Annotated in this window: 19 protein-coding genes; 17 read left to right on the top strand and 2 right to left on the bottom strand. The window is 48.9% G+C overall.

The features are described 5' to 3' along the window. On the bottom strand, window positions 1-984 hold a 984-nt coding region (locus SHK35_RS08035), incomplete at its 3' end, for a peptidoglycan-binding protein (RefSeq protein WP_318709371.1). A gap of 149 nt (window positions 985-1,133) precedes the next feature. Here SHK35_RS08035 and SHK35_RS08030 point away from each other — a divergent pair. From SHK35_RS08030 to SHK35_RS07965, 14 genes are all read left to right on the top strand, one after another. Further along, a complete protein-coding gene (locus tag SHK35_RS08030; RefSeq protein ID WP_318702672.1) occupies window positions 1,134-1,511 on the top strand; it encodes a GntR family transcriptional regulator in 378 nt (125 codons plus the stop codon). After that, complete coding sequence (locus tag SHK35_RS08025) at window positions 1,504-2,205, top strand: ABC transporter ATP-binding protein (protein WP_318702671.1); 702 nt, start codon at window positions 1,504-1,506, stop codon at window positions 2,203-2,205. Before SHK35_RS08030 ends, SHK35_RS08025 begins: the two co-directional genes overlap by 8 nt. Continuing rightward, a complete protein-coding gene (locus SHK35_RS08020; RefSeq protein WP_318709370.1) occupies window positions 2,199-3,083 on the top strand; it encodes a hypothetical protein in 885 nt (294 codons plus the stop codon). The genes SHK35_RS08025 and SHK35_RS08020 overlap by 7 nt, the downstream gene beginning before the upstream one ends. A 69-nt stretch (window positions 3,084-3,152) precedes the next feature. Then, a complete protein-coding gene (locus SHK35_RS08015) occupies window positions 3,153-6,722 on the top strand; it encodes a DUF5717 family protein (protein WP_318709369.1) in 3,570 nt (1,189 codons plus the stop codon). Window positions 6,723-6,735: 13 nt separating this feature from the next. After that, window positions 6,736-8,022, top strand: coding sequence for a DUF5716 family protein (locus tag SHK35_RS08010; protein ID WP_318709368.1), 1,287 nt, complete (start codon window positions 6,736-6,738; stop codon window positions 8,020-8,022). 14 nt (window positions 8,023-8,036) lie between these two features. Next, the gene (locus tag SHK35_RS08005; RefSeq protein WP_318709367.1) at window positions 8,037-8,888 is read left to right on the top strand and encodes a hypothetical protein; all 852 of its coding nucleotides are present in this window, start codon (window positions 8,037-8,039) and stop codon (window positions 8,886-8,888) included. A 42-nt stretch (window positions 8,889-8,930) separates the two neighbouring features. Continuing rightward, entirely contained in the window at window positions 8,931-10,094 is a 1,164-nt protein-coding gene (locus tag SHK35_RS08000; RefSeq protein WP_318709366.1) for a hypothetical protein, read from the top strand. A 163-nt stretch (window positions 10,095-10,257) separates the two neighbouring features. Further along, window positions 10,258-10,965, top strand: a complete 708-nt coding sequence (gene purC / locus SHK35_RS07995) for a phosphoribosylaminoimidazolesuccinocarboxamide synthase (protein ID WP_318709365.1) — start codon at window positions 10,258-10,260, stop codon at window positions 10,963-10,965. Between the two features lie 149 nt (window positions 10,966-11,114). Continuing rightward, on the top strand, window positions 11,115-12,539 hold the full coding sequence (gene purF / locus SHK35_RS07990; RefSeq protein WP_318702694.1) for an amidophosphoribosyltransferase: 1,425 nt from the start codon (window positions 11,115-11,117) through the stop codon (window positions 12,537-12,539). Between the two features lie 40 nt (window positions 12,540-12,579). Then, on the top strand, window positions 12,580-14,031 hold the full coding sequence (gene purB / locus SHK35_RS07985) for an adenylosuccinate lyase (protein WP_318702660.1): 1,452 nt from the start codon (window positions 12,580-12,582) through the stop codon (window positions 14,029-14,031). Between the two features lie 28 nt (window positions 14,032-14,059). Beyond that, window positions 14,060-15,466, top strand: coding sequence for an amidophosphoribosyltransferase (locus SHK35_RS07980; RefSeq protein ID WP_318702659.1), 1,407 nt, complete (start codon window positions 14,060-14,062; stop codon window positions 15,464-15,466). A 154-nt stretch (window positions 15,467-15,620) separates the two neighbouring features. Further along, the gene (locus SHK35_RS07975) at window positions 15,621-16,910 is read left to right on the top strand and encodes an adenylosuccinate synthase (RefSeq protein ID WP_318702658.1); all 1,290 of its coding nucleotides are present in this window, start codon (window positions 15,621-15,623) and stop codon (window positions 16,908-16,910) included. 22 nt (window positions 16,911-16,932) lie between these two features. After that, window positions 16,933-17,844 (top strand): LysR family transcriptional regulator, encoded by a 912-nt coding sequence (locus SHK35_RS07970; RefSeq protein WP_318709364.1) that lies wholly within the window; start codon window positions 16,933-16,935, stop codon window positions 17,842-17,844. Beyond that, window positions 17,822-18,424 carry an HAD family hydrolase gene (locus tag SHK35_RS07965; protein WP_318709363.1) on the top strand — a complete coding sequence of 201 codons (603 nt, stop codon included), beginning with the start codon at window positions 17,822-17,824 and terminating at the stop codon, window positions 18,422-18,424. The genes SHK35_RS07970 and SHK35_RS07965 overlap by 23 nt, the downstream gene beginning before the upstream one ends. A gap of 264 nt (window positions 18,425-18,688) precedes the next feature. Here the strand turns inward: SHK35_RS07965 and SHK35_RS07960 are convergent, their stop codons facing one another. Then, the gene (locus SHK35_RS07960; RefSeq protein WP_318709362.1) at window positions 18,689-19,036 is read right to left on the bottom strand and encodes a hypothetical protein; all 348 of its coding nucleotides are present in this window, start codon (window positions 19,034-19,036) and stop codon (window positions 18,689-18,691) included. Window positions 19,037-19,371: 335 nt separating this feature from the next. Between SHK35_RS07960 and SHK35_RS07955 the strand changes: the two genes are divergently transcribed. From SHK35_RS07955 to SHK35_RS07945, 3 genes are all read left to right on the top strand, one after another. Further along, entirely contained in the window at window positions 19,372-19,875 is a 504-nt protein-coding gene (locus tag SHK35_RS07955) for an SEC-C metal-binding domain-containing protein (RefSeq protein WP_318702653.1), read from the top strand. A gap of 88 nt (window positions 19,876-19,963) precedes the next feature. Beyond that, on the top strand, window positions 19,964-20,569 hold the full coding sequence (locus SHK35_RS07950; RefSeq protein ID WP_318709361.1) for an HdeD family acid-resistance protein: 606 nt from the start codon (window positions 19,964-19,966) through the stop codon (window positions 20,567-20,569). Window positions 20,570-20,600: 31 nt separating this feature from the next. Then, window positions 20,601-21,008, top strand: coding sequence for a CBS domain-containing protein (locus SHK35_RS07945; RefSeq protein WP_318702650.1), 408 nt, complete (start codon window positions 20,601-20,603; stop codon window positions 21,006-21,008). Window positions 21,009-21,069 lie beyond the last annotated feature (61 nt).

Raw genomic sequence — 21,069 nt, 5'->3', positions numbered from 1 at the left:
AATGTACATATCGTTTCCAAAATAATACCGTATAATCTCAATGGCGGAATACCCCTCGTCCCCAAGATATTTGGAACCCCACTGGCTTAAGCCTGCGCAGGTGACCCGCTGCCCGTCGCAATAGGAGGTGAGAATGGGCTGTCTTACGCCGGGACGGGACAGATAGTTGGCAAATATGGTATCCACAAGCACATCGATATTCTCATAGATATTTCGCCCGTATACCCATTTCTGATCATAGGCGGTGGAGGAGGTTATGGTAAAGTCATAGCCCTGGTTTCGGTACCACTCCGTGTATACCCTGTTTAGGGTAAAGGACAAAATCGCGAGAATATTGGCATAGAGGCTGCTCTCGGGCCAGGTGGAGTAAATTTCACAGGAGGCCACATTTTTGATGTAATCCTTGTAGCGGACCCAGTAGTTGGGAGCGGTGGAATCGCTTGGAACGCCGTCGTGCACGATGATATATTCGGGAATCACCACCCGGCTTAAAACAATCTCCCCGGTCTCCGCCATGGGCTTGATTTCATCCTCCGGAATTTTGGGAGGATATTCCTCAAAAAGGGTATGTGCTGGAATGACTACGATTTTTTCTTCCTCCTCTGTCATTTCTAAGGGATTCATCCGTATGGGCTGAAGAGAAAGCTCGTCGGCCAGAATTTCCGAGCCGGTGACAAGAACGGGCTCATAGCCCTTGGCTGTGACGGAAATGTTATACTCGGAATAGGGCTGCTCGCTGGGGGAGGGCTCTAAGGACAGTGCCAGTGCAGGGGCGGGAAGCTCTACGATGGGCGTCTGGCCGGAGCTGTCCGTGGTCAGCGTCATAAGAGGGGCGTCCGGATCGCCGGTATAGGAGATTACCACTGTGGCATTTTCCACCGGAATCAAGCCTATGACAGAAACTACGCTGATTTTCAGAGCGCCTGCATATTGGGAGTCAATGGGCTGGGGCGTCTGGGCTGCATGTAAGTTAAAATCAGACATTATGAAACCTCATATGGTTGGTTATGGTATATATATGCGTATTTTTTCAAAATAAAACTAAAAGATATTGACGAAATAGGAATTATGGTGTACTATTGTGTTACATAAGTAATACAGTAAAGAGATGTATCACGGAAAGGAAGATGCGTATGGCATGGAGCTTGGATTCTGACAGGCCCATTTATGCTCAGCTGGTGGAGCGGATTCAGATGCAGATCGTATCGGGCGGCTACCCGCCGGGAGGAAGGCTTCCCAGTGTGCGGGAGCTGGCGGCGGAGGCGGCGGTGAATCCCAATACAATGCAGAAGGCGTTTGCGGAGCTGGAGAGGAGTGGACTGATTGTGACACAGAGAACCAACGGCAGGACAGTTACGGAAGATGAGGAGCTGATTAAAAGCATCCGCCGTAAACTTGCAAAGGAACATATTTTGTTTTTTTTCTCTAAAATGAAGGAGCTTGGGTTTACGGAGGAAGAGGTATATCAACTGGTAAAAAAAGGCTGTGAGGGAGAAGAGAGCTATGAATGAACTGATAGAAGTGGTTGGACTGACCAAGGCGTACGATAAAAGAAACATAGCGGTCAATAATCTTACGCTGACGCTGCCCAAGGGAAGGATCATCGGACTGCTGGGCCCAAACGGAAGCGGTAAGACCACGCTGATCAAGATGCTTACAGGGCTGTTAAAGCCAACTCAGGGGAGTATCAAGATATGCGGAGAGTATGTGGGAACAGGGAGCAAGGCAAGGGTTGCATATCTGCCGGATCGGACATATCTTCCGGTGAGCTGGAAGATCAGCGAGGCTCTGGATTTTTTCTGTGACTTTTATGGGGACTTTTCCAGAGAGAAGGCCCTTGAAATGCTTCGGAGCCTGAACATAGATCCTTCCGTAAAGATAAGGACACTGTCTAAGGGAACCAGGGAAAAGGTACAGCTGATTTTAGTTATGTGCAGAAATGCAGATTTGTATATCCTGGATGAGCCCATTGCGGGTGTAGACCCTGCCGCAAGAGACTATATTCTGCGAACCATCATCAATAATTACAATCCGGAAGCTACCGTATTGATTTCCACCCACCTGATCGGCGATATTGAACAGGTTCTGGATGAGGTGGTATTTATGAAATACGGACATCTGGTGCTTTATTCTTCTGTAGATTATATCAGGGAGAAGTATGGCAAATCTGTGGACGGGTACTTCAGGGAGGTGTTCTCATGTTAGGGAAATTAGTGAAATATGAATGGAAAGGCACCTACAAGGTGTGCGGCCTGATTTTGGCCTGTGTGGCCGCTTTTACGGTTCTGGGCTGCCTTTCGCTGAAAATGCCGGCCCTTGACGCTGCTCTCAAGGCAGTGGAAAATGGGGGAAGCACAGGCACGTCCTTTGGCGTTTTGGATGGCATGGCTGTTTTGACGCTGGTTTTATATGTTCTGGCGTTGGTAGGGGCCTCTTACGGGATATTGATTTATCTGGGAGTCCATTTTTATAAAAGCATGTATTCGGATGAGGGATACCTTACCCATACGCTGCCGGTTACGGCAAACCAGCTTTTGATCAGCAAGATATTGGTGGGCGGCATCTGGATGATTTTGGTTCTTCTTGCAATCGTCGCCTCCATAGTTGCGTTGTTTTCTGCCTTTTTTGGCATGTATCTGCAGATTACTCCTGTGGAGATTTTTCAGGAGTTTGGCGCTGCTATGGCAGAGTTGTTTGGAGAAGCGGGAGAAGTGTTGCGGGTGAGAGTCATTCATCTGGCAGTTATTCTGATTATCACATGTGTGGCTGGCTCCTTCTGCTCCATAGCCATGCTGTTTGGTTCCATTACGATGGGACAGCTTTTTTCCAAATACCGGGCCCTGATGGCCATTGTCTGCTATATCGGTGTGTACATTCTGAATACAATTTTGGGCTCTGTGGTACAGATGCCCTTTACGGTAAGCTTTATGATGCAGCAGAATGCGCCCCATCAAAACGATGTGTGGGTTTTGGATTATTACAACAATATTTTTGACGTGTCTTTTCTTCTTACACTGGTTATGGGGGCGGTGCTTTATTTTGCAGCCCGGATGATCCTTGTGAGAAAATTCGATCTGGAATAATAGGATTTGCCCTGTGTCTGATTCTTTGCTATAATGTATGCAGATACCAGACAAAAGCGGGTGAGTAGCATGCAGAAAATCATAAATCGGATTTTGGAGGGGAACTTTGACTATGAAGGCGGAGGGCTTGATTTTTCCTGCGCCAATGTGGAAATCGCTCTGCCTGCAGGTTCCCTTTATGAGGGTTCCTTCTGCATAAACTCCCCCGCAGGCCGCTTTATTGAGGGCTATGTGACCGTATCGGATTTGAGAATGGAATGCTTGACCCCGGAGTTTTCGGGAAACGATGTAGAGATCTCTTTCTGCTTCCATGGAGAGAACATGGAGGAAGGCGAAGTAGTGAAGGGGTCTTTTTTCGTTGTCAGCAATCAGGGGGAATATTATCTTCCCTTTGTAGCTGAGGCGGAATATGCTGCGGTAGATTCTTCTGCAGGTGTGATCAAAAATCTGTTTCATTTTGCAAACCTTGCCAAAAGCAGCTGGCAGGAGGCGGTAAATCTGTTTTATTCGCCGGATTTTGAACATATTCTGGAGGAAAGTGATCCTCAGTATCTGGATGTGTACCGGGGGCTGTCTGCTTATGGAGGATGGGAACAAAACGTAGAGGAATTTCTGATCCATGTAGACAAAAAGCAAAAAAACCAGTACACTGTCAAAGAGCAGGAGATTGTCATGGAGCTGCCCGGCACAGGGAATTCCTATTCTGTGTGGGAGCGGGAATTGTCCGTTGTGCGCAAGGGCTGGGGCTATACCAGACTGCAGGTGGAATGTGAGGGAGATTTCCTGTTCACGGAGAAGGAGATTCTTACAGACGATGATTTTTTGGGAAATTGCTGCAGCCTGCCTGTGTTTATTGACGGCAGCCTGTGTCATTGTGGGAAAAATTTTGGACAGGTCTGCCTGTACAATTCTTATGTGTCTGTTTTGATTCCCGTGACGGTCCGGGTGAACGGAGGGATGAAAAGCAGCCGGGGGGAGCTTGCGCGTAAACGCACAGTGGTGCACATAATGGATTTCTATCAGGCATTCCGGCTGAAAAAGATCAGCAGGACCACCTGGCTTGCGGAGACAGGAAAGCTGGTGGAAACGCTGGTTGCTTTGGACGGAAAAAATCCGGCAGCGAGGCTCTTTCAGGCACAGCTTATGATTACGGAGGAGAGGTATCATGAAGCAGGATGGCTGCTTGAGCATGTGGCAGAGCAGTTAAAGGGTGCCGATGGGGACGGCACGCTGCGGGCCTACTATCTGTATCTGACCACATTGTTAAACAGGGACGAAAAATATGTGGAGAAGGCGGAGGCTCAGGTGCGGCAGATATACAGGCAGGATGTGTCCAACTGGCGGACTGCGTGGCTTTTGCTTTATCTTTCCCAGGAGTTAAACCGTTCGGCCTCCGGAAAGTGGGTCTTTTTGGAAAAGCAGTTTGAAAGGGGCTGTACAAGCCCTGTTCTTTACATAGAGGCTCTATTGCTTGTAAACCACAACCCCACCCTGCTTCGCAGGCTGGGTGGATTTGAGCTGCAGGTGCTGTGGTACGGCGTAAGAAAGCAGACTCTGGCCCCGGAGGCGGCAGAGCAGCTTTTGTACCTCTCCGGCAGAGTGAAGGAGTTTTCTCCGGTGCTTTTTCAGATTTTATCAAAGCTTCATGAAACCAGGCCGGATGAGAGAGTACTGCAGGAGATATGCACCCTTTTGATAAAGGGAGGAAAGGCGGGGCCTGCCTGTTTTTCCTGGTATAAGGCCGGCGTGGAGGCGCAGCTTCGCATCACCAACCTGTATGAATATTTTATGATGTCCCTTGACCTGCGCGCCAGCCAGCCCCTGCCCAAGATGGTTTTACTGTATTTTTCCTACCAGAATAACCTGGACTTTGCCCACCGCGCATATCTTTACGATTATATTCTGCAGAACAGAAATCAGCTGGAAGATTTATATGCTTCCTACAGGGCCCGCATGGAGCGTTTTGTGGTGGAACAGATACAAAAGGCACATATGAACAGGAATCTTGCGAATCTTTACCGGGAATTTATAACTCCGGACATCATAACGCCACAGCTTGCTGACTCTTTGGCAAGACTTTTGTTTGCCTGGGAAATCAGAACAAAGGACGAGGGAATGAAGCGGGTTTTTGTCTATCAGCCGGGGAACCTGCAGCCCATGCAGTATACGCTCGTTGATGGGTGTGCCTGGATTGCCCTTTATGGAACCGAATATACCATAGTGCTTGAGGATGCCTGGGGGAACCGTTTCACCAAAAGCGCCGACTATACGCTGGAACGAATGATGGAGCCGGGGAGCTTTCTTCCTCTGATTACGCCCTATGTGAAAGACTGTATGGAGCTTGACTTGTATTTGAGTGCAAAGGATGGATGGAAGCAGGAGACCAGGGAGGACACAGAGAGAGCGCTTAGGATTACGGGTTCTGGGCAGTCAGCCCTTTGGGTAAAGCGTGAGCTTTATCTGAAAATCCTGCGTCATTATTATGACACGGATCAGATGAGGCTTTTGGACGAATATCTTTGCAGCATACCCGCCGAGAACCTGACCTGGGAGGGGCGAAGGGAAGTGTTTCGGTATATGGCGCTTCGCGGCAGCTATTCTCTGGCCCATCAATGGCTTTCCTGGTACGGCCCTTGCTTTGCGGACGCGAAGGTTTTGCTGCGGGTGCTGGGCCCATTAATAGAGGAAAACCAGTTTCTGGAGGAGCCTGTGCTTACGAAAGCGGCGGAGTATGTATTTGACCAGGGGAAATATGATGGAATCATTCTTTCTTATCTGACTCTTTATTATAAAGGGCTTACCCAGAATATGCGGGATATCTGGAAGGCTGCCATTTCCTACGAGGTGGACTGTTATAAGCTTTCGGAGAGGATATTGCTTCAGATGCTGTATTCCGGTTCCTTTGTGGAAGAAAAAATGGAAATTTTCCGCTATTATGTCTCCCAGGGAGCAAAAAAAGAGGTGGAGGAGGCTTTTCTGGCACAATGCGCCTATGATTATTTTGTAAAGGATCGTGAAACCCAGGAGTACGTATTCCGGGAAATCAGGAATATGTATCTGAGAAAAGAAGAGGTGCAGAAGGTATGCAGGCTGGCCTGGCTGAAGTTTTACGCTGCAGACAGTAAAAGTCTGGAGGAAGGGGAAAAGGAAATGGCGAAAGCCTTTTTGGAGACCATGAAAGAGGAGCATATCCATCTGGATTTTCTGCGCTCTTATTCTTTGTGCGGCGCCCTGAGCCGGGATATGGCGGATAAGACCATCGTGGAATATCATACAAGACCAGGGGGCAGAGCCTGTATTCACTATGTGATTGTGGATGAAAACGGAGAATCCGGCGAATACCGCAGGGAGTATATGCGGGAGGTGTGCGGGGGTGTCTGCTTTGCAGAATTTGTGCTTTTTTTTGGAGAGACCCTGCAATATTATATCACGGAGGAAAAGGGCGGAGAGGAGCAGTTTTCCCAGAGCGGCAGCCTGCAGAAGAAGGAGGGGCAGGAAGGTGCGCAGGATGGGAGCTTTCGGCTGATCAATGAGATTTTAACGAGCAAGAATCTTAAGGAGTATGATGCGCTGGATGGGCTTTTGGAGGAATACTACAGCAGAGAATATTATAACAGCGGACTCTTTTCGCTGATTTAAAGGGAGGGTGAATATGCTTGGTTTGTTGAATCATGGGAGACTGTTTGTGGGCTATGACATGGGAAACGACTATGCACAGATCAGCTATGCCTTTTCGGACAGCGAAGAGATCGAAACCCTTTCCAGTGTGGCAGGAGAACAAAATTACTGCATTCCGGCGGTGCTGTGTAAAAAGCCTGGGGTGAATCAGTGGTTTTACGGCAAGGAGGCTCTCAGACATGCGGAGGAGCAGGGAGGCATTTTGGTAGAAAATCTCCTTTCCATGGCCATTGACGGGGAACCGGTGCAGATCGAGGGCGAAAGCTATCAGCCGGAAGCGCTGTTGGCGCTTTTTATGAAGCGCAGTCTGGGACTTTTGTCGCAGATCGCATCCCTGGATAAAATTTACGAGCTGGCAGTCACCTGTGAACGCCTGGAGGGGAGAACCCTTGAGGCTTTCAGGCAGGCAGTTGCGGGCATTTTGCGCAAGACCCCGAGAGTCTCCTTTGAAAGCCATGAGGAGAGCTATTATCATTATATGCTTGGACAGCCAAAGGAGCTTTGGGAGGACTGTTCCATTTTGTGCGATTACAGAGAGAGCCGGATTTTATTGTATCGTCTCGAGCCAAACAGGAACACGACGCCCACGGCGGTGTTTATTGAGGAAGAGACTTATCCCTTTCCCTCCTGGGAATCTTTTGGGTCAGGGGAGGAGCTGCGAAAGATGAGGATGGAGCGGCTGGACCAGGATTTTCTGGAAATTGTGCAGAAAGCTGCGGGAAGTCGGAATGTAAATTCCTTTTTTCTGATTGGAGAAAATTTTTCAGAGCAATGGATGCAGGAATCTCTGCGCTTTTTGTGCAGGGGACGGAGAGTGTTTCAGGGAAATAACCTTTACAGCAAGGGCGCCTGCTTTGGCCTGCTTGCCAAGTACAGAGAAAACGGGGAGGAAAAAAACCATGTTTTCTTAGGGAAGGATAAGCTGCGGGCCAATGTGGGCATGAAGCTTATGCGACAGGGACAGGAATCCTATCTTGCCCTTTTGAATGCGGGGGGAAACTGGTTTGAGACAGAAAAGACACTGGAATTTTATCTGCAGGATGGAAACAGCATAGAAATTATAATTACGCCACTTATGGGAAAGGGCAGCAAGCTGGCGCAGATGATTTTAGAGGATCTGCCAAAAGGACTTACCCGGCTTAAGGCCTGCTTTTCCATGACCAAGGAGAACCAGATGACGGTGGAGATAGAGGACTTGGGGCTGGGGGAATTCAGGCCGGCTACACACCGCATCTGGAAGGAAACAATTACCATCTACTGACAGGAGGTTTTTTGGTGCGTATCAGTATTTGTGTAGGAAAATATGCGGCTGTGCCCTATTGTGTGCCGGGACTGGAGCTTTCCGTGCACTGTATTGAGGAGCTGTGCTACTGTATCAGAGAGAATGCCTTTTTGATCGATGCCTCTTTGATGAATGACGATCTGGTAAACTGGATTGACAAGGACTGTGGCCTGACGGACCTTGCAAAGGAGCTGTATCCCATGGTGCATAAAAAGGGCTCTTTGAGTTCTTTTGTGACCATGATTCTGGAATTTACGGGATTGTACGATGGAACCGTCACCGGGGAAGTGGAGCAGACCTTGAAAAAGGGTGCGGGCTTAAGCGGCATTGAGAAGCGGAAAAGCCAGATCGACTATCTGGTGAAAAAGAAAAAATACGGAGCGGCAATTCGGGGATATGAGGAGCTTTTAAGCCAGTGGCAGGAAACGCTTAAGGAAGGCGGCGAGCTTCCTGCGGGAAAGGTGCGCTCCGGCATACTTCACAACAAAGGAGTGGCGTTTGCAGGCCTGATGCTGTACGCACAGGCGGCGGAGTGTTTTCTTGAGGCGTATGGGATAGAGAAAGACAGCAGGATGTATGAGGATTATCTGGCCGCAAAGCGTATGGAGCTTGCCGAGGAAGCGTATATTGCCTTTGCGGCAGAAAATCCCCAGGGGTATGAGGCTGCGTTAAAGCTGGAGCAAAAGATGGAGGAGCTTAAGAAAAATTGGCGCCTCCAGCCGGAATTCCTGCGCCTCCAGGAGAGAAAGGGCTTTAGAGAGGACGGGGAAATGCAGAAGTATTGTGAGGATAACGAGCAGATCGCGCAGGCGCTCAAAAGCAGCTACCGTATAAGCGCCGGATGAGGATGACACGACGATTTGCGCCGCTTTGGAATGGAGATTAACATGGGATTTTGGCAGAGGATATTCGGGAAGAGAAAAAAGAAGGAAGAGAAAAAAGAGGACTGGGACGAGATTGTTTATGTGAGAGACGATGTGGATTTCCACAGTCAGGAGGAGCGCAGCAGATATATCACGGGATGTCTGGAGCAGATCGCAGAGGCTTCCAGGGAAATGAATCTGCTGACGGGCGAGTATGCCCTTGTCACCTCCTATCTCACAGACATGGAAGAGATTGAGGCCCTTCCGGAGAAAGAGCGGGAAGAGACGGACAAGATTGCACGCAGGCTGCAGGCCCTTGAGAAAGAACGGGAAACCTATCACGAAAAAAAGGACCGTATGGAGGATCTGGAATATTACCAGATGAGAAAGCAGGAGCAGGAGGTGGAAGAGGGCATTCGGAAAATAAAGGAAGGGGAAAGCTACGGGGAGCTGATCAAAAAGGACCTGCAGAGACTGGACAGAGAGCATCACGCCTACGAATTCAGAAGAGCGGAGCTTGACACTATTATGACCAACTTTAAGGGGATGGCGGTGATTTTTCTGACGGCTCTGGTGATCTGCATCCTGATGCTTCTTGTGCTGCAGTTTGTCTTTGAGATGAATACCTATTTGGGATATTTTCTGGCGGTGGGTGCAGCGGCGGCGGCCATTATTGTACTGTGCATAAAATTTATCGATGCAGAGCGGGAAAAGCATCGGGTGGAGGTCACCATAAACAAGCTGATACAGCTGCAGAATAAAGTAAAAATCCGTTATGTGAACAACACAAATCTGCTGGACTATCTATATATGAAATATAATACGGACAGCGGGGCGAAGCTGGAAAGGCGGTGGGCGGCCTACCAGCAGGAGAAGGAGGAACGCAAGCAGTATGCGGAGGCGGAGGCAAAAACGGAGTACTACCAGAAGCAGCTGATAAACAGGCTGTCCAACTATCGTATTAAGGATCCGCAGAGGTGGATCCATCAGACCAGCGCTCTTTTGGACAAAAGGGAGATGGTGGAAATCAGGCATGAGCTCATTCTGCGCAGACAGTCCTTAAGAAAGCAGATGGATTACAACGATGGAGTGGCCCGGACGGCCAGGGAAGAAATTATGGAGATTGCCAGACAGTATCCCGCATATGCGGAGGAGATCATGGACATGGCGGATAAGTACAGCGGGTGAAGCTCCAGCCGGCAGCATGAGCCTGATTTAGCCTATCTTGGGGAATTTGCGGGAATCCTGTATTGATTTCTGGAAAAGCGTAAGCTATAATATACTTTGTGTGAGCATTTTTCAATGTAAACTAAAGTGTGTATGCTGCATGGCGGCAGAATGGAGGACAGGAATGAAAAAATTGGAACAGCTTTATGAAGGTAAGGCAAAGAAAGTATTTTTGACGGATGACCCGGATGTGCTGATTGTGGACTATAAGGATGATGCAACGGCCTTTAACGGCGAGAAAAAGGGCACCATTGTAGGCAAGGGCGTTGTCAACAATAAGATGACCAATCACGTATTTAAGCTTCTGGAAAAGGAAGGTGTCCCCACACACTTTATCGAAGAATTAAGCGACAGGGAAACTGCAGTGAAGCGTGTTGAAATTGTTCCGCTGGAGGTGATTATCCGGAATGTGGCCGCAGGCAGCTTTTCCAAGCGGCTGGGCGTTGCGGAGGGTACGGAGTTTACCGAGCCCACCATAGAGTTTTCCTATAAAAACGATGAGCTGGGAGACCCCTTGATCAATTCCTATTTTGCAAGAGTTTTGAACCTTGCTACCTGGGAGGAGATGGATACCATCAAGAAATACGCCTTTAAGGTAAACGAAGTATTGAAGGCATATTTCCTGCAGGCGGATATTAAGCTGATTGACTTTAAGATTGAGTTTGGACGTTACCATGGACAGATCATTCTGGCGGATGAAACCTCTCCGGATACCTGCAGACTGTGGGATGTACATACCAACGAAAAGCTGGATAAGGACCGCTTCCGCCGTGATTTGGGAAATGTGGAGGAAGCGTACAATGAGGTGTTTAAGCGCCTCGGACTTGCATAGAAAATAAAAAGATTTTATGGACAAAGGCGTCCGAAGTCCCGGGGACTCGTACGCCCTTTGTCGTTTGTCCCCTGATGTGGTTAGATGGGATGCGGGCCCGGGTTCCAGGAAAGGTATGGAATAGGGTGACAGATCAGATTTTTGTACAGATGGACAGTGACGATAAGCTGCGGGAGGAATGCGGCGTATTCGGCGTTTATGATTTTGACGGAGACAATGTGGCTTCCACCATTTATTACGGCCTTCTGGCTCTGCAGCACAGAGGACAGGAGAGCTGCGGCATTGCGGTGAGCGATACCGCAGGACCCAAAGGAAGAATTTTAAGCAGTAAGGATATGGGGCTTGTGAATGAGGCCTTTACGCCGGAGTGCTTAGAACGGCTGAAAGGAGATATCGGCGTGGGGCATGTGCGGTATTCCACTGCGGGCAGCTCCACCAGAGAAAATGCCCAGCCTTTGGTGTTAAATTATGTGAAGGGGGCCCTGGGGCTTGCCCATAACGGCAATCTGATCAATGCGCCTAAGCTTCGCAGAGAGCTGGAATACACAGGCGCTATTTTCCAGACCACTATAGATTCGGAGGTCATCGCCTACTATATCGCCAGAATGCGGCTTAAGTCAAGGTCCGTGGAGGAGGCGGTGGGACTGGCCATGGACAAGCTTAAGGGAGCTTATTCTCTGGTGATCATGTCTCCCAGAAAGCTGATCGGCGCAAGAGACCCCTTTGGTTTTAAGCCCTTGTGCATCGGAAAGCGGGGAAATGCGTATATTCTGGCCAGTGAGAGCTGTGCCCTGGAAACTGTGGGGGCAGAATTTCTGCGGGATGTGCGTCCCGGGGAGGTTGTCACCATTTCGCCGGAAAAGGGGATTGAATCGGATATGAGCCGGGCGCTTCCGGAAAGGGACACTGCAAGATGTGTATTTGAGTATATTTATTTTGCAAGGCCCGACAGCGTGATCGACGGCGCGGGTGTTTATCATGCCAGAATTATGGCGGGGAAATTTCTGGCAATGGATTCTCCTGTGGAGGCAGATTTGGTGGTGGGCGTGCCGGAGTCCGGAAATTGTGCGGCGTTAGGCTATTCCCTACAGTCCGGGATACCCTACGGAACGGCTTTTGTGAAAAACGCCTATGTGGGCCGAACCTTTATCAAGCCAAAGCAGAAAAGCCGGGAGAGCAGCGTCTGCGTAAAGCTGAATCCTATCAGAGAGGCGGTGGAGGGAAAGCGGATCATCATGATCGACGATTCCATTGTGCGTGGAACCACCTCGGACCGCATTGTCCGTATGCTGAAGGAAGCCGGAGCGAAGGAAGTCCATATGCGTGTGAGCTCTCCTCCCTTTTTATGGCCCTGCTATTTCGGAACCGATGTTCCTGCAAGAAATCAGCTGATTGCCTGGAACCGTTCCGTTGATGAGATCAATCAGATCATTGGAGCGGATTCTCTGGCTTATCTGCGGTTTAAGCGGCTTGAGGAAATGGTGGACGGCCTTGGCATCTGCAAGGGCTGCTTTACCGGAAAATATCCCATGGAGCCGCCCGCAGAGGATATCAGAGGAGATTTTGAGGCCTAATTTTCCCCGGAAGCAAAAATGAAAGAAAGAGGAAAAAGTGATGAGTACAGACAGATACCAAAGTCCGTTGTCGGAACGTTATGCCAGCAAGGAGATGCAGTATATTTTTTCTCCCGATATGAAATTCCGCACCTGGAGAAAGCTGTGGATTGCACTGGCGGAAACCGAAAAGGAGCTGGGACTTTCCCAGAACGGCGTTCCTGTTATCACAGATGAGCAGATCGCGGAGCTGAAGGCCCATGCGGAGGATATCAATTACGATGTGGCAAAGGCAAGGGAAAAGGAAGTGCGCCATGATGTGATGAGCCATGTGTATGCCTATGGACAGCAGTGTCCCAAGGCAGCGGGCATTATTCATCTGGGGGCTACCTCCTGCTATGTGGGGGACAACACGGATATTATTGTAATGACGCAGGCGCTTAAACTGGTGCGCAAAAAGCTGATCAATGTGATGAAAGAGCTTGCCGATTTTGCAGATCAGTACAAAGAGCTGCCTACGCTGGCGTTCACCCACTTCCAGCCCGCCCAGCCCACCACTGTGGGGAAGAGAGCGACTCTGTGGCTGCAGGAATTTTACCTGGACTTGGAGGATCTGGATCATGTGCTGGGGAGTATGAAGCTTTTGGGCTCTAAGGGTACTACGGGTACCCAGGCATCTTTCTTGGAGCTTTTTAATGGAGACCAGGAAACCATAGACAGGATCGATCCCATGATTGCACAGAAAATGGGATTCAAAGAGTGCTACCCTGTGTCGGGACAGACCTATTCCAGAAAGGTGGATACCCGGGTTGCCAATGTGCTGGCAGGTATTGCCGCATCCGCCCATAAGATGAGCAATGATATCCGTCTGCTGCAGCACTTGAAAGAGGTGGAAGAGCCTTTTGAAAAAAACCAGATCGGTTCCTCGGCTATGGCCTACAAGCGTAATCCCATGCGCAGCGAGCGCATTGCGTCTTTGTCCAGATATGTAATGGTAGACGCCCTGAATCCGGCCATCACCTCAGCCTGTCAGTGGTTTGAACGAACCCTGGATGACTCGGCAAACAAGCGTCTTTCCATTCCGGAGGGCTTTCTGGCGGTGGACGGGATTTTGGATTTGTGTCTGAATGTGGTGGACGGACTGGTGGTGTATCCAAAGGTGATTGAAAAGCATCTTATGAGCGAGCTTCCTTTTATGGCCACGGAGAATATTATGATGGATGCCGTTAAGATGGGAGGCAACCGCCAGGAGCTGCATGAACGGATCAGAGAGCTTTCCATGGAGGCGGGCCGCAGAGTGAAGGAGGAGGGAAAGGAAAACAATCTTCTGGAGTTGATTGCCGCCGATCCGGCCTTTCCGCTGACCCTGGAGGAGCTTGAGAAAACCATGGAACCGAAAAAGTATACGGGCCGTTCCAAGGAACAGGTAGAGGCCTTCCTGCGGGATGTAATTTACCCGGTTCTTGAGGCAAACAAGGAGCTTCTGGGAGTCAAGGCAGAGATTAATGTGTAAAACAACGCAATTTTAAGGGAGAGCAGACATGGGTGGTTTTTTTGGAGTCGCAGCAAAGGAAGACTGTGTATTTGATTTGTTTTTCGGAACGGATTATCATTCCCATCTGGGGACCAGACGGGCAGGGATGGCAGTGTACAGCAGGGAATCTGGTTATAACAGGGCAATCCACAATATTGAAAATGCCCCCTTTCGGACAAAGTTTGATAAGGATGTAAATGAAATGAGCGGAAATCTGGGCATCGGCTGTATTTCGGACTACGAGCCCCAGCCCCTGATGGTACGCTCCCATCATGGAACCTACGCCATTTCCACTGTGGGAAAAATCAATAACACAGACGCTATTTTGAAGGAGCTTTTTGCAAGGGGACATTCCCATTTTCTGGAGATGAGCGGCGGGGATATCAACGCAACGGAGCTGGTGGCCGCTATTGTCAATCAGAAGGATAACCTTGTGGAGGGCATCCAATATGCCCAGGAGATCATAGACGGCTCCATGACGATTCTGATTATGACCCCAAAGGGAATTTATGCGGCCAGGGACAGGCTGGGCAGAACGCCGGTGGCAGTGGGGAAAAAGGAGGGTGCTTATTGCGTATCCTTTGAAAGCTTCGCCTATCTGAATCTGGGGTATGTGGAGGAGAGAGAGCTGGGGCCGGGAGAGATTGTAGTGGTTACGCCTGAGGGAGTGCGTACCTTGGTAAATCCCGGAAAGGAAATGAAAATCTGTACCTTTTTGTGGGTGTATTATGGCTATCCATCCTCTTCCTATGAGGGAATCAGCGTGGAAAAAATGCGCTATCACTGTGGGGCGCTTCTGGCCGAGAGAGACGATGTGAAACCGGATATTGTGGCGGGGGTGCCGGATTCCGGAACAGCCCATGCCATCGGCTACGCCAACCGCTCCGGCATTCCTTTTTCCAGACCCTTTATCAAGTACACGCCCACCTGGCCCAGATCCTTTATGCCGACCATACAGACCCAGAGGAATCTGATCGCCAAAATGAAGCTGATACCGGTGCACGATCTGATCCAGGGAAAAAGCCTGCTTCTCATTGATGATTCCATCGTGCGCGGAACCCAGCTGAGAGAGACCACAGAATTTCTCTATCAGAGCGGAGCCAGGGAGGTTCATATACGTCCCGCCTGTCCCCCTCTTTTGTATGGATGTAAATATCTGAATTTTTCCCGTTCCTCTTCGGAGATGGACCTGATTACCAGACGAGTGCTCAAGGAGATGGAGGACGAGGGCAGAAAGATTGACTTAAAAAATTATGTTGACCCGGATACGCCGGAGTACAACGAGATGGTACAGCGCATCTGCAGGCAGCTTAATTTCACCTCGCTTCGTTTCCACAGGCTGGATGATATGATCAAATCTGTGGGTATTGACAGAGAAAAGCTCTGCACCTACTGCTGGGATGGAAGAGAGTGAAATAATTTAATCTTATAACAAACATAATAAATATTGATTTTATTTATGACCTGAAATGGTGTATACTTGGTAAGGTTTGTGAAATAGAACACGGACCATAAATAGAAATGATTACCGGAGATACAATGCTTTGCGGTGAGGAATGGAGGCCAAAATGGTAAAGGCAGTAGTAGGAGCAAACTGGGGTGATGAGGGAAAGGGAAAGATTACGGATATGATGGCGAAAAACGCAGATATCATTGTGCGCTTTCAGGGCGGCGCAAATGCGGGACACACCATCGTGAACAATTATGGAAAATTTGCGCTGCATACTCTTCCCTCGGGGGTATTTTACAGTCACACCACCAGCGTGATCGGAAACGGCGTGGCGTTAAATATTCCGCTTTTGTTTCAGGAGATCAAGTCTATTACGGACAGGAATGTGCCCATGCCTAAAATATTGGTGTCTGACAGAGCGCAGATTGTGATGCCCTACCATATTCTTTTCGATCAGTATGAGGAGGAGAGGCTGGGAGGAAAGTCCTTTGGCTCCACCAAGTCAGGCATTGCACCTTTTTATTCGGATAAATATGCAAAGATCGGCTTCCAGGTCAGTGAGCTTTTTGACGAGGCTCTCTTAGAGGAAAAGGTGGAGCGCGTGTGCGAGATGAAAAATGTGATTTTGGAGCATCTTTATCATAAGCCTCTCATTGACCCAAAGGAGCTTTTGGAAGAGCTTAAGAAATACAGGGAAATGGTCGCTCCCTATGTGTGCGACGTGTCTGCCTTTTTGGATAAGGCGTTAAAGGAGGGAAAGACCATTCTGCTGGAGGGACAGCTGGGAACCTTAAAGGATCCGGATCACGGTATTTATCCCATGGTTACTTCTTCCTCTACGCTGGCGGCCTACGGCGCTATTGGAGCCGGACTGCCTCCTTATGAGATCAAGGAGATTGTCACGGTATGCAAGGCTTATTCCTCCGCAGTGGGAGCAGGTGCATTCGTATCGGAAATCTTCGGGGACGAGGCGGATGAGCTGCGCCGCAGGGGCGGTGACGGCGGAGAGTTCGGAGCCACCACAGGGCGTCCCAGACGTATGGGCTGGTTTGACTGCGTGGCTTCTAAATACGGATGCCGCCTGCAAGGAACCACGGATGTGGCCTTTACGGTACTGGATGTGCTGGGGTATCTGGATGAGATTCCTGTGTGCGTGGGCTATGAAATCGACGGACAGGTGACCACGGACTTCCCTGTGACTGCAAAGCTGAACAAGGCAAAGCCTGTGCTTCAAAAGCTGCCGGGCTGGAAATGTGATATCAGAGGAATCAAAAATTACGAAGAGCTGCCGGAAAACTGCAGAAGGTATGTGGAGTTTATCGAAGAGCGGATCGGCTACCCCATCACTATGGTAAGCAATGGGCCTGGCAGAGAGGATGTTATTTACCGCAAAAGCCCTCTGAAATAGCTGACGGATTGGAGAAGGCGGTATGACGGGAAACCTGGAGTACTATAAGGTATTTTATTATGTGGCGCGGCTTGGAAGTGTGACCAGGGCGGCTGCAGAGCTTTCCATTTCCCAGCCGGCGGTGAGCCAGTCCATAAAGCAGCTGGAGCGTCAGCTGGAGGTGCAGCTTTTCCACCGGGCGGCAAAAGGGGTGCGTCTCACGAAAGAGGGACAGATTCTTTTTGAGTATGTGGAAAAGGGATATGAGCAGATAGAGCAGGGAGTGGGGAAGGTAAGGCAGATGCGGAACTTCGACATGGGAGAAATCCGCATTGGAGCCAGTGATATGACGCTTCGGTATTATCTGCTTCCCTTTCTGGAACGATTTCATGAGAAGTATCCGGGGATAAAAATAGCCGTCACCAACGCTCCCACTCCAGAGACACTGCGCTTTCTGGAGGAGGGGAGAATCGATATGGGGGTGGTTAGCACCCCCTTTTTAGAGGCGGCGGGCTTAAAGGCTGTTCCCGTCCGTGAAATTGAGGATATTTTTGTGGGGGGACGTAGGTTTATCTCTTACAAAAATAAAATGCTGGATTTACAGGAGCTGGAGAAGCTTCCTCTTATTTTTTTGGAAAAAAATACAAGCACCAGAAGCTATATGGACGAATTCCTCTTGCATAACGGTATTGTGGTACGGCCGGAATTTGAGCTGGCCACCAGCGATATGATCGTGCAGTTTGTATTGCGCAATCTGGGAGTGGGCTGTGTGGTCAGGGATTTTGCCAGGGAGTATATACAGTCGGGACTTTTATTTGAGCTTCGGTTTAATAAAATTATACCAAAGAGGAGCTTCTGTGCGGTGAGAAGCACCAGGGGGCCTTTATCTGCTGCTGCGGAAAAATTATTTGAATTGATGGAGTATAAGGAAAATGATTCGCAATATTGTATTTGATATCGGCAATGTGCTGACTGACTTTCGCTGGAGGGAATTTTTACAGGACAAGGGCTTTGACGACGATATGGTGGACAGAATCGCAAGGGCTTCCATCATGAGTCCCTTCTGGGAGGAATTTGACAGAGGGGATTGGGACGAGGAGAGGCTTCTGCAGGAGTTTATCAAGAATGATCCGGAGATTGAGAAGGAGCTGCGGATGGCCTTTAAACAGGTGAATGGAATGGTAACTCTGCGGGATTATGCCATTCCCTGGATAGGGGAGCTTAAGGGAAAGGGGTATCGTGTGCTGTATCTTTCCAACTTCTCCTATAAGGCTTATGTGGAATGCGCCGACGCGCTGGTGTTTCTGCCCTACATGGACGGCGGCATCCTCTCCTACAGGGAAAGACTGATAAAGCCTTACCCTGAGATTTACAGGCTGCTCATGGACCGGTATTCTTTACAGCCGGAAGAGACAGTGTTTTTGGACGATACCCTGAAAAATGTAGAGGCGGCCAGAGCCCTTGGCATTTGCGGCATCCATTTTAAGTCAAAGGAACAGGCCTGCAGGGAGCTGGAAGAGCTGGGGGTTCGCTAGCCTTATGACATGACGTTGGGGTCAAAAGGTCTCCCAATCACAAAGCGTCAGAATTGTTTGTCATCTGCAGGAGTCTTAGTTGCCCCTGGAATCGGCAAAGTTGCGTTGTGAGAAAAAAATCCGCTTGTTTGAGCGTAGCGAGTTCGGATTTTTTGGAACGCATTTAGCAAATTTGTCGATTCCTGGCGCAACTTGACTCCGAAGCCGCAAACAATTCTGATGATTTGTGATTGGGATATCTTTTGCCCCCAACATCATGATATGTCAGCGTCCGGACTCCTTTTTGGATTTCTCGCCCTCCGGGGCTGCTTCCTTCTGCTTTGATGCGCCGTCTGGGTTTAAGTCTGCGATGGTAGAGCGGTTTGTGAGCCTGCCGAAAATCCATATGTAAATCCAGAGCACCAGCGGCAGCGCTATGGTCGCAAACAGACAAAGCTGAAACAGGCTGTCTGCAGCCTTGCTGCCGAAAATGGCTGCAAATAATGTCACCACATACAGAAGCACCAAAAGCACAACGCCTGTCATGGCTGCGATCTGTTTAGGGGTGACCTTTTTCTTTTTTTCGGAATTTTCTCCGGAACTTCCATTTTTATTTTTAAAATCCTCATTCATATTTGACAGATCCCTTCCTGTTTGATGGGATTATCATACCATTTTGCGGAAAATGTTGCAAGCAAAGTCCCCGGGCCTATACCCGTATGCCCTTTGGCATACTCTCATAAGTCCGGGAACCTTTATAAGGGGAGGATTAAGTATTATTTTTATCTTTGGTAAGATCAAAGGAGGGGGTCCAATGATAGTAGTAGTATGACACGGGAAAAAAGTTTTATACATGGAATTCGAAAATTTTTATGTTTTTTATTTCTTTTATTGTTTTACCGGACAATCTGTTATATACTATCAGTTATGATACATTAAAATAATCATTGAATAAGGATGGTATGATTATGGCATTACTGGAACAGTGGAAATCTGTGGCATATAACGAGGCGACAGGAAAGGACAGGCTTCAAAAGCTGTGGGCGGCTTATTTTCAGGAGGAGAAGGAGATTTACGCACAGCTTCTGAAAAATCCTGATGAGGTTGTGGAGGGAACGGTAAAGGAGCTGGCAGACAGATTTCATGTGTCCCTGATGACAATGACCGGCTTTCTGGACGGTATCAATGACAGCTTAAAGGAGCCCAATCCCATAGAGGAGATGGAAGAGGACACGGTAGTAAATCTTGGCTTTGACAAGGCGCTTCTGTACAAAAACATGGTGGCTGCCGAGGCCGACTGGCTGTACAATCTTGAGGAGTGGAATGATATTTTTGACGAGGAGACCCGCAAGGCTCTTTACAAGGAGCAGAAATCCTCCACCACGATTGTAAAGGGACAAAAGATTTATCCAAATGATCCCTGTCCCTGCGGAAGCGGCAAAAAATATAAAAAGTGCTGCGGCAGAAAGTAAGCCCGCAGATAAGGGCTTCTTCCATGTGGCTTTCTGCCATTGGGAGGAGCCTTTTTAAGATATTCCGAGGAGAAAGGCGGCTTTTTTTATGAGGTTTATAAGAGAATTGAGAGAGTTGAAATGGAACGCGCTGCTTTTGGCGGCCTTTGACATTCTGCTGGGGGCGGTGCTTTTGATTTTCCCGGAGACCACGGCCAATACGCTGGGATATCTGATCGGTATTGTGCTGATTGTAGCCGGAGCGGTGTCCATGATCTGCTATCTTTTGCGGGAGGCCCATCAAAATTATTATCACAATGATTTTGTGACCGGACTGGTGGAAATTGCGCTGGGCTGCATCGTGCTTTACAAGGTAGAATGGATTATCTCCGTGATTCCCTTTATCATGGGGCTTTTGGTGCTCATCAGCGGCTGCAGCAAGCTTCAGGATGTGATTGACATGAAGCGCATGGAGTGCGGGAATTGGGTCGGCATGCTGATTTTAGCCATTGTGAATGTGATTGTGGGGATCGTGCTGGTGTGCAATCCTTTTGAGGCGGCAGTCCTTTTGTTCCGCCTTATCGGGCTTGCCCTTATTTTCAGCGGTGTTACGGATTGCGCTGTGATTTTTTATTTTGCCCGGAAAATGAAGCATTATTTTGACGACCTGGAGAGAGCGCAGCAGCATTTTAAAGAGCTGGAAGAGGAGCGCTGAACAGGGAAAGAGATAACAAAGGAGAAAAGCGGTGAACATTGCATCTTTTTTACAGCCAAAGGCAGAGGTTACCTATCTGCGGGATGACATGACCATACGCCAGGGCCTGGAGAAGCTGAAAAGAAGCGGCTACACGGCAGTCCCTGTGATCGACAGTGAGGACAGATATGTGGGCGTGATCAGCGAAGGGGACTTTCTCTGGCATATTTTAAGCAGGAACGACACTCTGGAGGAGATTACCATGAAGCGGCTGGAGCGGGGCGGTATAAGAAATATCCTGCAGAGCGGAAAGGTAAAGGCGGTATGTATTGATACGGACATGGAGGAGCTTTTGGAGCAGGCGAAAAATCAGAATTTCGTTCCTGTGGTGGATGACAGAAATGTTTTTATCGGTATTATAACCAGGAGAGACATCATAAAGTACTTTGTTAGCCTTTGACTTTCAGGGGAAAAGATTATATAATCATCTATGTGTCAGGAAAATACGGAAATGAGGTAAG

This window comes from Candidatus Acetatifactor stercoripullorum (assembly GCF_944382095.1).
Classification (GTDB): Bacteria; Bacillota; Clostridia; order Lachnospirales; family Lachnospiraceae; genus Acetatifactor; species Acetatifactor stercoripullorum.
Note: the sequence above shows the minus strand (reverse complement) of the source record. Positions and strands in the feature narration are given on the sequence as shown.